A 13,043-nucleotide genomic window follows, 5' to 3' on the forward strand; every position below is an offset into this window, starting at 1 on the left:
CCTCCTTTTGATATGTTTTGTTGCAGTTGGCAGACCGCAGCTTTTATTATATCAAAAGGAGGTTTTTTACTATTATCACCGCTAAAGCTTTTTTTGAACTCCCGGCACAGCCGGGAGTTTTCGTATTACAATCAGAAACACGGCGGGCCGATCATCGGCCCGCCGTGTTTCCTTATCCAATAAAATTCTTTTTCCTCATGCGTTCAAGCCTGTCCGTCAGCGGACGGTACAGAAACAGGGTGGTGACAAAATTCGCCGCGCCGTGGGCCAGATCGAACGGGATTCCGCTGATGAGATAGGTCAGCGCGTAAACGGGTCCGAACAGGACCAGCTTGATCCCGCCGGAAGGAAGGTCGAACAGGAGCCCGAACAGGCCGAGCAGCACGGCGGCGCACAGTTCTTTGGAATCCTTTTTCAAAAAAACATGAGTCAGGACCGTCAGCAGGGGCCAGTTGATGTAATAGAGGACGATCCAGTCACCGGCCCCGTAATAGGCGCTTTCCAGCACGGTGATGGTCGTGAAAACCAGAGCGGCCGCAAGGCCGCGGCCGAACCCCATGACGACGGTGAAAACGGCAAGGAGCAGTGAAACAAGCTCCACGCCGGCGACGGGGGCGAGCACCAGTTTGACCCCGAAGGTCAGCGCCGCCCACACGCCGACCAGCGTGACGCTGCGGACGTCGGGTTTTCGTTGTTTCATAGCGGCATCAGCGTAAAGGTGTACACCTTTCCATCTTCCAGCGGAAGCCGGGAAACGCCGACCGCGGCATCGGTTCCGTTTACTTTGATGTTGAAGTACTCTTTGGAGGAATCCGCCTTGACTCCCAGCAGGCCGGAGACAAATTTGCCGTACTGACTGTCCTCCATTTCGGTCTGCAGACCGCCTTTTTCATCTTCCAGCAAGTCGGCGACATAAGACCGGTTGGTTCGGTATTCAAAGGTACGGTCAATGTTTTTTGACTCGACGACCACCTCGATTTTCACCGATTTCTGCCCGCTCTGCGCTTTGGGGGCGAGAAACGCCAGATAACCTGCGAAAAGCAGGGCGCACACGGCGAGCACTGCCGCGGAAATTCCAATCTTTTTTTTCACGGTGATTTCCCTTTCCAATGAAATATTGTGACAGACTCCCATTCAATTATAAGCGGACGCGGACCCGAAAAGCAAGGAAGAACTTTTTGCGGGAAGCATTGACTTGAAGCGCGGGCGCGGTTATAATAAAGAAAAGTTCATGTTGCAAACGCGGTGACAAAGAAAGTAAATGGTCCCAATGCGCCAAACAGAGAGCGTTCCACGGCGAAGGCCGGGCTGGGAGGAAGCTGGCGGCGGGATGATTGAAAATCACTTTTGAGCGGCGCACCGAGACGGTTTCCGTTTAGGCTGCGACGGGGTTTCCCGTTAGCGAAACAGGGTATGAAGAGCGAGAGGCTCGTACCTGATGAGGTCCTCTGCCGTGAGGCGCGGGCAAACGGAAGTGGTATCGCGGGATTTGTCGTCCCGTCTTCTTTGAGAAAGGAAGACGGGATTTTTGTTTATCCGGAAAGGGCTAAAAGGAGGGGAAACGGCGACGTGCGAACGGAAGAAAATGAAGTTCTCCGCTATCTCGGCTACCGGGGTTCTTCCGCTTCGGCGGACGTGCGGAACAAAGTGATGCTCTGCCTGGATCAACTGGCCGAAACCTGTCCCGGGCGAAGCGTTTTCCGCCGCTTTCCCGTTGTGCTCGGGGACGGCTGCGTTACGCTCGGGGAGCTGAAAATCGAAAGCAGAGAGTTGAGAGTGCACCTGGACGGATGCAGGGAGGCTTACCTATTTGCCGCGACGCTCGGCGCGCGGGCCGATCTTCTGCTTGAACGGTATTCCAGGACCGATATGAGCCTTGCGGCCGTATTTCAGGCGGCTGCCGCCGCAAGGGTGGAAAGCTACTGTGATTGGATTCAGGAACGGCTGGCGGAGGAAGCTGCCGGAGAGGGGCTGCACCTCCGGCCCCGGTACAGCCCCGGTTACGGTGACTTTTCAATCCTGCACCAGAAGGATATCCTTCGCCTTCTCGACTGTCCGAAACGAATCGGGCTCTCCATGACGGAAAGCTTTCTGCTGGTTCCGACCAAATCGGTGACGGCGGTCATTGGGATCACGGCGGACGGTACGACCTGCCATATCGGGAAATGCATGGAATGCGGCGCGGAGCACTGCCCGTTCCGAAAGGAGGACCCAAATGAATCTGAAACATGACCTTGGACGGAGGATGGTTTTCTTCGACGGCGGCATGGGGACGCTGCTCCAGGCCAACGGCCTGGGGGTGGGGGAACTCCCGGAACTTTGGAATCTTCAAAGGCCTGAATTGATCGAGAGCATCCACCGGCGGTATCTGGAGGCCGGGGCCGACCTGATTAAAACCAACACCTTCGGCGCGAATCGAATCAAGCTTCGGGACAGCGGGCGCGGCGTGGAAGAGATTATTTCCGCGGCAGTGCGGCTGGCAAAGAAGGCGACGGCGGGAACAGAGGCACTGGTCGCTATGGATATCGGCCCGACAGGGAAGCTGATGAAGCCGGTCGGAGACCTGGAGTTTGAAGATGCGGTATCCGTTTTCGCTGAAGCGGCAATGGCGGGAGAACAGGCCGGGGCGGACCTGATTCTGATCGAAACAATGGGCGACACCCTCGAATGCAAGGCGGCCGTGCTCGCCGCGAAGGAAAACACGTCACTGCCGGTATTTGCGACCGTGATCGTCGACGAGGCCGGGAGGCTGCTGACCGGAGGGGATATCCCCGCGTTCGCCGCGCTTCTGGAGGGCCTCGGCGCCGACGCATTGGGGTTAAACTGCGGATTCGGCCCGGACCAGATGAAGCGTCTTCTGCCCGGTCTCCTGGAGTGCTGCTCGATTCCGGTGATCGTAAATCCAAACGCCGGACTGCCGCGGGTCGTTGACGGACAAAATGTCTATGACGTGACCCCGGACGAATTTGCCGCCGACATGAAGGAAATGGCGGAGAGCGGCGCGTGGATCATCGGAGGCTGCTGTGGGACCACGCCCGATTATATCCGTGCGATGACCCGGCTTTGCCGGGATATCGTTCCCAAACCGATTGGAAAGAAGAGTCTCACGGTCATATCCTCTTACTCCCGCGCGGTCGTATTCGGGAGGCGTCCGGTTCTGATCGGTGAGCGGATCAACCCGACGGGCAAAAAACGGCTGAAACAGGCCCTTCGGGAAAACGACATGGATTACCTGATGCGTGAGGCTGTCACCCAGCAAAGCAACGGCGCACAGGTGCTGGACGTCAATGTCGGATTGCCGGAACTGGACGAAACGGAAGTTCTCAGCCGCGCGGTCCGGGAAATCCAGGGGGTGACCGATCTGCCGCTTCAGATCGACACATCCAGCGTAAAAGCGATGGCATCCGCCATGCGCGTTTACAACGGCAAACCGCTGGTCAATTCGGTCAACGGAAAGGAAGAATCGATGCGGTCGGTCTTTCCGCTGATTCGGAAATACGGGGGCGTGGCAATCGCCCTGACTCTGGACGAAAGCGGAATCCCGGAGACGGCGGAGGGCCGGTTCGCGGTCGCGGAAAAAATCCTGCGGACCGCAGAAGAGTACGGGCTCGGAAAAAAGGATCTCGTGTTTGATCCGCTTGCCATGACGATCAGTGCCGGCCAGCAGAATGCGAGAGTTACGCTTGAATCGCTTCGTTTGATCCGCGGCCGGCTCGGTGCGTACACGTCCCTCGGCGTTTCCAATATTTCGTTCGGCCTGCCGGGGCGGGAGCGCATCAACGCGGCGTTCTTCGTCATGGCGATGCAGAACGGCCTCGGCGCCGCCATCCTGAATCCGGGTTCGGCGGCGATGATGGACGCTTATTACGCGTTCTGCGCCCTCAGCGGAGCGGATGACCGCTGTCTGGACTATATCGGCAGATATTCCGGGCAGGAGGAGCGGAAACCTGCGCTGCCGCCGGGCGGCGATTTGCCGCTTCAGGAATCGATCCGGCGCGGTTTGAAGGACAGCGCCCGTTCGGCGGTAACCGCGCTCCTTGAGAGACGGGAGCCTCTCGAAATCATCAACTCTGAAATGATCCCGGCTCTCGACCAGGTTGGGAAAGAATTCGAAAAAGGCACCCTGTTTCTGCCCCAGCTTTTAATGAGCGCGGAAGCCGCGAAATCCGCTTTCGAGATCCTTCGGGAAAAAATGAGCGAGAGCGGGCAAACGGAGAAAAAGGGCAGAGTGATTCTTGCCACGGTCAAGGGTGATATTCACGATATCGGCAAAAACATCGTCAAGGTTCTGTTGGAAAACTACGGATTCGACGTGCTCGACCTCGGCAGGGACGTGGCTCCGGAAAAAGTCGTCGAGGCGGCGGCTGGACAGCGGGTCCGTCTGGTCGGGCTGAGCGCCCTGATGACCACCACGGTCGTGAGCATGGAGGAAACCATCCGGCAGCTTCATCTGGCGGCTCCGGACTGCAAAGTGATGGTGGGCGGCGCCGTTTTGACGCAGGAGTACGCCGACCGAATTCACGCCGATTTTTATTCTCCGGACGCGATGGGGTCCGTACGATACGCCCAAAAAGTTTTTTCATAAGTAGTCTGCCGGGAACGGCACCAATCTGACGCTCCCGTTAAAATTAATCCTGTGAGGTGTTGTCAATGAACAGTGATGCATTGAGAAAAAGCATGCCGAAACGCGCGCTGCTCCACGCGCTGGGCCTGACCAATGAAGAGATCGACCGCCCGCTGGTCGGCGTCGTCAGTTCCTACAATGAAATCGTTCCGGGGCACATGAACCTGGACAAGGTGGTGGAGGCCGTCAAGCTCGGCGTCTCCATGGCGGGCGGAACCCCGCTCGTCTTCCCCGCAATCGCTGTCTGTGACGGTCTTGCCATGGGTCATCAGGGGATGAAGTATTCGCTGGTTTCCCGCGAGCTGATCGCGGATTCCACCGAATCCATGGCGCTGGCGCATGCGTTCGACGCCCTCGTCATGGTCCCGAATTGCGACAAGAACGTTCCCGGCCTTCTGATGGCCGCGGCGCGGCTGAATCTTCCCACGATTTTTGTCAGCGGCGGACCCATGCTGGCGGGAAAAGTGAACGGAAAAAAAGTCAGCTTCTCCAGCGTTTCGGAGGCGGTCGCGGAATGCGATACCGGAAGGATTTCCAAAGAGACGCTGTGCGAGTTTGAAAACAACGGCTGCCCGACCTGCGGCTCCTGCTCCGGCATGTACACGGCAAACAGCATGAACTGCCTGACGGAGGTCCTGGGTATGGGGCTGCCGGGCAACGGAACCATTCCGGCGGTCTATTCGGAACGGATCCAGCTGGCAAAGCGCGCAGGGATGCAGGTGATGGAGCTCCTGCGCAAAGAGATCCGTCCGCGCGATATCATGACGGAAGGCGCGTTCCGCAACGCGGAGACAGTCGACATGGCGCTCGGGTGCAGCACCAACAGCATGCTGCATCTTCCGGCGATCGCTCACGAGTGCGGCATCGAGCTGAACCTTGATTTCGCGAATGAAGTCAGCGACCACACGCCCTGCCTGTGCCACCTGGCGCCCGTCGGGCATACTTACATCGAGGAACTCAACGAGGCGGGCGGCGTTCCGGCCGTCATGCATGAGATCGACAAGCTGGGGCTTTTGGACACGAATCTGATGACCTGCACGGGAAAAACGGTGAGGGAGAACATCGCGGGCGCCGTCAACCGGAATCCGGAGGTTATCCGTCCCGTGGAGCATCCGTTCAGCAAAACGGGCGGGATCGCCGTCCTTCGCGGCAATCTGGCCCCCGATTCGTGCGTGGTCAAACGCTCCGCCGTGTCGCCCGAAATGATGGTACACGAAGGTCCGGCGAAAGTGTTCGACTGCGAGGAGGATGCGATTGAGGCAATCGATTCCGGGAAAATCGCCGAGGGAGACGTTGTGGTCATCCGGTACGAAGGCCCCAAGGGGGGACCCGGCATGCGGGAGATGCTCAATCCCACCAGCGCGATCATGGGGCGCGGCCTCGGCGGCAGCGTCGCCCTGATCACCGACGGGAGGTTCAGCGGAGCCACCAGGGGGGCCGCGATCGGCCATGTGTCGCCGGAAGCGGCGGTCGGCGGGCCGATTGCTCTGGTTCGCGACGGGGACCGGATCCGCGTCGACATTCCCAACAACCGCATCGACGTTCTGCTGAGCGACGCGGAGCTGGAAACCCGCAGAAAGGAATGGAAGCCGAGAAAACCCAGAATTACAAGCGGATATCTTGCGAGATATGCCGCGCTGGTCACTTCCGGCAACCGCGGAGCCGTGCTGGAGCTTCCGAAGTGCTGACGCAATTTTACAAACAGCCCTGACCCGGGACCGGGTCAGGGCTGTTTGCTTGGTGCGGCTTTTTCTACAAAAATCACGGATACGGGGCATTCATCCCGTGCCACCAGAACGGACCGTTCGGCTTCCTTTGGAACCTGTTCGCGTATGATTCTTGCAAAGCCGTCGTCATCCATCCGGAACACTTCGGGGCAGGTGTAAGAGCACAAACCGCATCCGATGCAGTTTTTTCGGTCCAATTGCGCAATCATAGACGGTTTCCTCCGTTTCCGCACCCTGTGCGGCGGGCGCGGTTCAGCCGGTCAGAAAACTGGAAAACTCCTGGTTGAATTTTTCCAGTTCATCATAAAAGACAGCGTGCCCGCTTTTTTCAAACCGGAATAATTTGGAATTCCGAATTCCGCGGTTCAGGGCAAGCGGAAGTTCTTGCGGACATATTTTGTCCAAAACACCGTAAAAAATCCCGGTCGGAACCGTAATATGACTGAGGTCGGCCCGCAGGTCGGCATCTCTCAGCGTTTCCGCCGTTTTCAGAGTGCTGTAGCCGGGGCCGGAAAGCGTGATGGAGCGGAACCATTCCCCAAACGGCGGTGTGATCGGCTGTGCGAAAAAATTCTGACCAAAGTCGTATATTGCCTGCGGGCGGTTCCGGCTGATCTGAGCGATGAGGGAATTGACCTGCTCAAGCGGCAGCCCGCCGGAACACCCTTCCCGGCTGACAAAACAAGGGGCCGCGGCGGAGAGCAGGGCCAGCCGGGAAATTTTATATTCCCTGTGCCGCGCCATGTATCGGATGGCGATTGCGCCGCCCATGGAAAATCCGGCAAGCGCCATTGTCGAAACGCCGATCATCCGGATGATTTCGTGGATATCGTCGGCCAGCCGGTCGTAGTCATAGCCGTCCCAGGGCGCGTCTGAATTTCCAAACCCGCGCAAATCCACAGAGATGCACCGGAACCCAAGCTTTGGAAGAAGATCGAGCTGATATTCGAACATACTGTGATTCAGCGGCCATCCGTGAATCAGAAAGACCGTTTTTCTGCCGGCCGGATTCAAATCGTACACCGCAAGTTTTACTCCGCGTTCCACATTGACATAAAACATGTTTTCACCTCCGGAACACATGTATGCGCTGCGAAGGAAAAATAGAAATTACACGGATAAAAAAACTTCACCGGCCAAAAGAGGCTTTATTCGCTTTTTTCGCATTTCCGCCCGCTGAAGACGATCCCGCGGCCCGCATCCACCGTGACGGCCGTGCCGCTTTTCAAAAGCTGCGTGGCGTTTTGAGCCGCGACGATCACGGGCTTTCCGAGCGTCAATCCCACGATCGCGGCATGCGAATTCGCGCCTCCGCGTTCCGTAATGATGGCGGAGGCCGCTTTTAAAATGGGAAGGATCTCGTTTGAAGTTTCGGGAATAACGAGAATATCCCCGTCTTTAAAGCGTTTGTTTGCTTCCTCTTCATCCCTGCAGACGCAAAGGTTGCCGCATACGCTTCCCTTTGAAACGCCTCTGCCGGATACCAGAACGTCGCCAACCAGCTGGACCTTCAAAAGATTCGTCGTCCCTGAAACGCCGAGGGGAACTCCGGCCGTGATGACCACCAGGTCGCCGTCCCGCACCAGGCCGCGTTTTCTCGCCGTGTTGATCACGTGGTCGAACAGCTCGTCCGTATTGTCCTTTTCATCCACAAGGATCGGGACGACCCCCCACGAGAGGCTCATCTGGCGAAGCACGGTCGGCTCCGTCGTTCCGCTGATGATGGGGTGCGAGGGGCGGTATTTGGAAATCATTCGGGCCGTGCGACCGGTTTTCGTCACCGTGATAATGGCGACGGCGCCCAGGTCGTACGCCGTCGTGCAGGTCGCGTGCGAAATGGCGGAGGTAACGTTGGGCTGCTCGTCAAAATCGCGTTTTTTGAACCGTTCGATGTAGTTGATATCATTTTCCGTCCGTTCCGCAATCTTCGCCATGGTTTTTACGGCCAGCACGGGGTACAGTCCCGCCGCGGTTTCCCCGGAAAGCATAATTGCGCTTGTGCCGTCGTAAATCGCGTTGGCGACGTCGGTCGCCTCCGCGCGGGTCGGGCGAGGGTTCTTGATCATGGAGTCCAGCATCTGCGTCGCGGTGATGACCTGGAGCCCCGCATTGGAGGCTTTCTTAATCAGCTTTTTCTGTATGATCGGAATTTCTTCCATGGGGATTTCGACTCCCATGTCGCCCCTGGCGATCATGATGCCGTCGGAAACCCTGATGATGTCGTCGATATTCTGAACGCCCTCGGCATTTTCAATTTTAGCGATGATACGGATGCTGTGGCAGCCGAGTTTCTGCAACTCCGAGCGAAGTTCTATAATGTCCTGCGCGGTGCGGGTGAAGGACGCGGCGATGAAATCGAAATTTTCCGCTACGCCGAACGCGAGATCCTGGCGGTCCTTTTCGCTGATAAAGGGGAGGGAAAGGCGGACGCCGGGAACGTTGATTCCCTTGTGGGAGGAGATGGTTCCGCCGTTGTCCACGGTACAGAGAATATCCGTTTCCGTGCAGGATTCCACTTTCAGCTCGATCAGACCGTCGTCGATTAAAATGGTCGTACCCGGATGGACCTCCTGCGGCAGACGGTCGAATGTGACGGAGACGCACTGCTCGTCCCCTGTGACATCGCGCGTGGTCAGGATGAAGCGGTTCCCTGTTTTTAGGGTAACGGACGGCTTGCCGAAACTGCCGATCCGTATTTCCGGCCCCTTGGTGTCGAGCAGCAGAGCAATTGGAAGATCCAATTCCTGTCGAAGCTTTTTGACCAGATCAACGTAGGGTTTCTGATCCGTTCCGGCCCCGTGCGAAAAATTCAGACGGGCGACGTTCATTCCGGAAAGCATCAGATTCCGGATACTTTCTTCGTCTTTTGTGGCCGGACCCAGAGTACATACAATTTTTGTTTTCCTCATTTTCTGCAGCCTCATTCCATTACTGCTTATTTGCATCATTTACCTATTTTTACAGTCTAATCATACTAGAATCACGAAGAAAAATCAATCGAATGCCGATAAATTGGCACGGCTTCTGAAAATGATCCTGCTGTTGCATTCATTTCGGATAAGTTATACAATAAGAAAAAGAAGAAATGGCGGGATGGATGGAGCAAATGCGGAAGCGGCGGGAAAAAATAATAAAGACACACGCTCAGTGGCACAGTCAGAACCAGATGAAAAAGATCAGGATCTTTATGACGGTCATCGTGATTACGCTCGTTTTTTCTCTGGCAGCGGGAAGTTTGCTGGCGTGGTCCCGGATGCGCGGGCTGTTTGAGCCGCCGGCGAGCGGCAGTTCAACGGCGCTTTCTGAAATGAATCCCTCCAAATCCGGCGGCCTGCCGGTCTACAGCGATTCGCTGAGCCTGATGCTTGTCAATCAATCGAACCCCCTGCCGTCGGGGTATCAGGTCCGGCTAGCGGATTTTGAGGGGCAGAAGGTCGATGAGAGGATTGTGCCGGCGCTGAAACAGATGATGGAGAAGGCGCGGACGGACGGCTGCCCGCTGACCCTCTCCGGGGGATATGTGGATTCCGACGGGCAGAACCGCCTTTACGAGGATGAGGTTCAGCGGCTCATGAAGAATGGAAATCTGTCCCGTGTCCGTGCGGAAAACCAGGCGCTGAATACGGTCGGCAAGGGCGGCTACAGTGAAAACCAAACCGGCCTGGCCGTCACATTTTCTGCAGACGGAAAACAGGGCGATGATTTTGCGTCTGCCAAGCAATATCATTGGCTCTCTGAAAACAGTGTGTATTACGGTTTTATTCTTCGCTTTCCCAGCGAGAAGGAATCGCTGACGGGCATGGAGTTTCAGCCCGGTCATTTCCGTTACGTCGGCACGGGCAACGCCGTAAAAATGCGGGAGTACTCCATGTGTCTGGAGGAATATGCCGCCTATTTGAGCAAACAGTCGCAAAATTGAGATCCGGAGGAAATAATTCTTGCAATCGATTTTCCGGTGTGATATAATCATCTCAGTATGGAGTATGGCTGATAAAGAGGTGACAGGAATGAAGGAAAAGATCCATCCGCAGTATAAAGATACTACGATTACCTGCGCGTGCGGAAATGTGATTCATACAAGATCCACAAAGGAAAACATCCGTGTTGAAATTTGCTCCAAATGCCACCCGTTTTTTACGGGCAAGCAGAAGCTGGTTGATACAAGCGGTCGCGTAGATACGTTCAAAAGGCGCTACGGTCTCGACAAGTAAAGCCAATTTGGTACGAATAGACGGCGGAAAACGCCGTCTATTCTTTTTGTAATACGAAAACTCCCGGCTGTGCCGGGAGTTCAAAAAAAGCTTTAGCGGTGATAATAGTAAAAAACCTCCTTTTGATATAATAAAAGCTGCGGTCTGCCAACTGCAACAAAACATATCAAAAGGAGGCACATTCGACATGAAGACGAATGATATAGATAGTTTAAACCATACGAGCTGGAATTGCAAATACCACATAGTGTTTGCACCCAAGTATCGTAGAAAAGTAGCGTACGGAAATATGCGGGCTGAGATAGGAAAAATACTGCGGGAGTTATGTAACTGGAAACAGGTGGAAATCATGGAAGCAGAGGTGTGTCCGGATCATATACACATGTTGGTAAAAATACCACCGAAGATGAGCGTTTCCGGATTCGTAGGATTTATCAAAGGAAAGAGCACTTTGCTGATATTTGAGCGGCACGCGAATTTGAAGTACAAATATGGGAACCGGACATTTTGGTGTAGAGGCTATTTTGTAGATACGGCAGGGAAAAATGACAAAGCAATAGCTGAGTACATCAAAAATCAATTGGAAGAAGATCAGGTTGAAGACCAGATGACGCTTAAGGAGTATGCAGACCCGTTTACGGGTAGCAAGTAACAAACTTTTGCAATTGGCAGACCGTACCAGCGCCTTGAGGCGCAGCCAGTAATACAGGGCTTTGCCCGCATATGAAGAACCCCCGGCTTTGCCGGGGGGTAACTATTTAGGGGGAAGCGGAATGGAGGAAGAATATCTGACGCTGAAAGTTGCCGCCTCCGCGGAGTTCACGGAACGCCGTTCCAGATTCATTAGCGACTGCGCGCCCGTATCCAATGAGGAAGAAGCGGCCGCCTTTCTTCAGGAAGTGAAATCCCACCGCAGGGACGCAAATCATCACGTATACGCTTATAGCCTCAGGCAGGGACATATCACGCGGCATTCAGACGATGGGGAACCGCAGGGGACTGCCGGTTTGCCGGTGCTGGATGTGCTGCGGAAATCCGGGGTTACGGACGCGGCGGTTGTCGTCACCCGCTATTTCGGGGGCATCCTGCTTGGAACCGGCGGCCTGGTGCGGGCATATTCCCATGCGGCTTCGCTTGCGCTGGAGCAATCCGGGATCGCCGTGATGAAGCTCTGCTCCGTGCTGGAGGTTTGCTGCAGCTACGCACAGTATTCTTTCGTCTGCGCGCTGATTCCTCAGCACGGCGGAAATATTGAGCAGTCCGATTACACCGAGTCCGTGCGGATCCGCTTTTACATGGAAAACGGAAATATAAAAAATTTCAAAGATGCTTTGTCCGACGCAACCTGCGGAGCATGTTCGGCAGCGGTAATTACTCAAAAATATTTTGATTTCAGCTGATTTTTTTATTTCAGGTAAAGGAAAAGAATGAGAATTCGCGTATAATGCTGTGAGCGCACGGAAAGGGGAGTCTTTGATGACGGTTTGCGAACGGGTACAAAAGCTGGAAGAGCAGACCCTTTCACCTTATGCGATGCTTTCGAAAAATTCGGCGGGGCGCAAAGTACCTGAAGAGGAATGTGATCTGCGGACTCCGTATCAAAGAGACCGGGACCGGATCATCCACTGCAAGGCTTTCCGCCGGTTAAAGCATAAAACGCAGGTATTCCTTTCCCCCGAGGGGGACCACTACAGAACGCGCCTGACCCATACGCTGGAAGTCGCTCAGATCGCGCGGACGATTGCGCGCGCATTGTGCCTGAATGAAGACCTCACGGAGGCCATTTCGCTGGGGCACGATCTGGGACATACCCCCTTCGGGCACGCGGGGGAACGGGCTCTGAACGAGATTGTTCCGGGTGGGTTCCGGCATTATGAACAGAGCGTGCGGGTCGTGGAGCGGCTTGAAAAGGGCGGAAGGGGCCTGAACCTGACCAAAGAGGTGCGAAACGGGATTCTGTGTCATACTTCGGGCACGGAGGCGGTGACGATGGAAGGGCGGATCGTCCGCACGGCCGACCGGATCGCTTACCTCAACCATGATATCGACGACGCCGAACGCGCCGGGGTGCTGACGGAGGGAGAGATTCCGCCGGAAATCACCGAGGTGCTTGGCCACAAAAAGTCAAAACGGATCGACACGCTGGTGCGCTCCGTGGTGGCGAACAGCGGAGAAGGAACCGTCCGGATGGCTCCGGAGATTCAAGAAGCGTTTGATCTTTTAAATGAGTATATGTACCGCAGCGTTTATCAAAACCCTTATGCGAAAGGGGAGGAACGAAAAGTTCCAAATTTGATCGGTATTTTATTCGGGTTCCTGCAGAAACCGGAAAACCTGCCGGAAGATATGCGCAGGATTGCGGAACAGGAGGGCTGCGCGCGGGCGGCCTGCGATTTTATCGCGGGAATGACGGACCATTATGCCGTTGAGCTGTTTAAATCGATTTACATTCCGGCCTCCTGGAGGTTTTAGATGGCCGGG

The 13,043-nt window shown here is 55.6% G+C and carries 13 protein-coding genes; 8 read left to right on the top strand and 5 right to left on the bottom strand.

Features of this window, described 5'->3' with window-relative positions; genetic code table 11:
- Nucleotides 1-172 precede the first annotated feature (172 nt).
- Nucleotides 173-700 carry a hypothetical protein gene (locus tag VA597_RS08515; RefSeq protein ID WP_128742354.1) on the bottom strand — a complete coding sequence of 176 codons (528 nt, stop codon included), beginning with the start codon at nucleotides 698-700 and terminating at the stop codon, nucleotides 173-175.
- Nucleotides 697-1,092 carry a DUF4430 domain-containing protein gene (locus VA597_RS08520; protein ID WP_164919004.1) on the bottom strand — a complete coding sequence of 132 codons (396 nt, stop codon included), beginning with the start codon at nucleotides 1,090-1,092 and terminating at the stop codon, nucleotides 697-699. Before VA597_RS08520 ends, VA597_RS08515 begins: the two co-directional genes overlap by 4 nt.
- Before the next feature lie 321 nt (nucleotides 1,093-1,413).
- Between VA597_RS08520 and VA597_RS08525 the strand changes: the two genes are divergently transcribed.
- From VA597_RS08525 to ilvD, 3 genes are all read left to right on the top strand, one after another.
- Nucleotides 1,414-2,232, top strand: a complete 819-nt coding sequence (locus tag VA597_RS08525) for a vitamin B12 dependent-methionine synthase activation domain-containing protein (protein WP_128742356.1) — start codon at nucleotides 1,414-1,416, stop codon at nucleotides 2,230-2,232.
- A complete protein-coding gene (locus tag VA597_RS08530) occupies nucleotides 2,216-4,585 on the top strand; it encodes a homocysteine S-methyltransferase family protein (RefSeq protein WP_128742357.1) in 2,370 nt (789 codons plus the stop codon). The genes VA597_RS08525 and VA597_RS08530 overlap by 17 nt, the downstream gene beginning before the upstream one ends.
- Before the next feature lie 65 nt (nucleotides 4,586-4,650).
- A complete protein-coding gene (gene ilvD, locus VA597_RS08535; protein ID WP_128742358.1) occupies nucleotides 4,651-6,312 on the top strand; it encodes a dihydroxy-acid dehydratase in 1,662 nt (553 codons plus the stop codon).
- A 35-nt stretch (nucleotides 6,313-6,347) separates the two neighbouring features.
- Here ilvD and VA597_RS08540 read toward each other — a convergent pair whose 3' ends face one another.
- The 3 genes from VA597_RS08540 to pyk form a co-directional block, all read right to left on the bottom strand.
- Nucleotides 6,348-6,560 (bottom strand): ferredoxin, encoded by a 213-nt coding sequence (locus VA597_RS08540; RefSeq protein WP_128742359.1) that lies wholly within the window; start codon nucleotides 6,558-6,560, stop codon nucleotides 6,348-6,350.
- Between the two features lie 43 nt (nucleotides 6,561-6,603).
- Nucleotides 6,604-7,413, bottom strand: coding sequence for an alpha/beta fold hydrolase (locus tag VA597_RS08545; RefSeq protein WP_128742360.1), 810 nt, complete (start codon nucleotides 7,411-7,413; stop codon nucleotides 6,604-6,606).
- Nucleotides 7,414-7,499: 86 nt separating this feature from the next.
- Complete coding sequence (gene pyk, locus VA597_RS08550; protein WP_128742361.1) at nucleotides 7,500-9,260, bottom strand: pyruvate kinase; 1,761 nt, start codon at nucleotides 9,258-9,260, stop codon at nucleotides 7,500-7,502.
- Nucleotides 9,261-9,517: 257 nt separating this feature from the next.
- Between pyk and VA597_RS08555 the strand changes: the two genes are divergently transcribed.
- The 5 genes from VA597_RS08555 to VA597_RS08575 all read left to right on the top strand — a co-directional run bounded on the left by VA597_RS08555 (nucleotide 9,518) and on the right by VA597_RS08575 (nucleotide 13,034).
- Nucleotides 9,518-10,270: a M15 family metallopeptidase gene (locus VA597_RS08555; protein WP_326975642.1), complete on the top strand. Its 753-nt coding sequence runs from the start codon at nucleotides 9,518-9,520 to the stop codon at nucleotides 10,268-10,270.
- Between the two features lie 88 nt (nucleotides 10,271-10,358).
- A complete protein-coding gene (gene rpmE / locus VA597_RS08560; RefSeq protein WP_128742363.1) occupies nucleotides 10,359-10,562 on the top strand; it encodes a 50S ribosomal protein L31 in 204 nt (67 codons plus the stop codon).
- Between the two features lie 187 nt (nucleotides 10,563-10,749).
- On the top strand, nucleotides 10,750-11,214 hold the full coding sequence (tnpA, locus tag VA597_RS08565; protein WP_128742353.1) for an IS200/IS605 family transposase: 465 nt from the start codon (nucleotides 10,750-10,752) through the stop codon (nucleotides 11,212-11,214).
- Nucleotides 11,215-11,335: 121 nt separating this feature from the next.
- Nucleotides 11,336-11,962 carry a YigZ family protein gene (locus tag VA597_RS08570; RefSeq protein ID WP_128742364.1) on the top strand — a complete coding sequence of 209 codons (627 nt, stop codon included), beginning with the start codon at nucleotides 11,336-11,338 and terminating at the stop codon, nucleotides 11,960-11,962.
- 76 nt (nucleotides 11,963-12,038) lie between these two features.
- Nucleotides 12,039-13,034: a deoxyguanosinetriphosphate triphosphohydrolase gene (locus VA597_RS08575; RefSeq protein WP_128742365.1), complete on the top strand. Its 996-nt coding sequence runs from the start codon at nucleotides 12,039-12,041 to the stop codon at nucleotides 13,032-13,034.
- Nucleotides 13,035-13,043 lie beyond the last annotated feature (9 nt).

Source organism: Caproicibacter sp. BJN0012 (assembly GCF_035986805.1).
GTDB lineage: Bacteria > Bacillota > Clostridia > Oscillospirales > Acutalibacteraceae > Caproicibacter.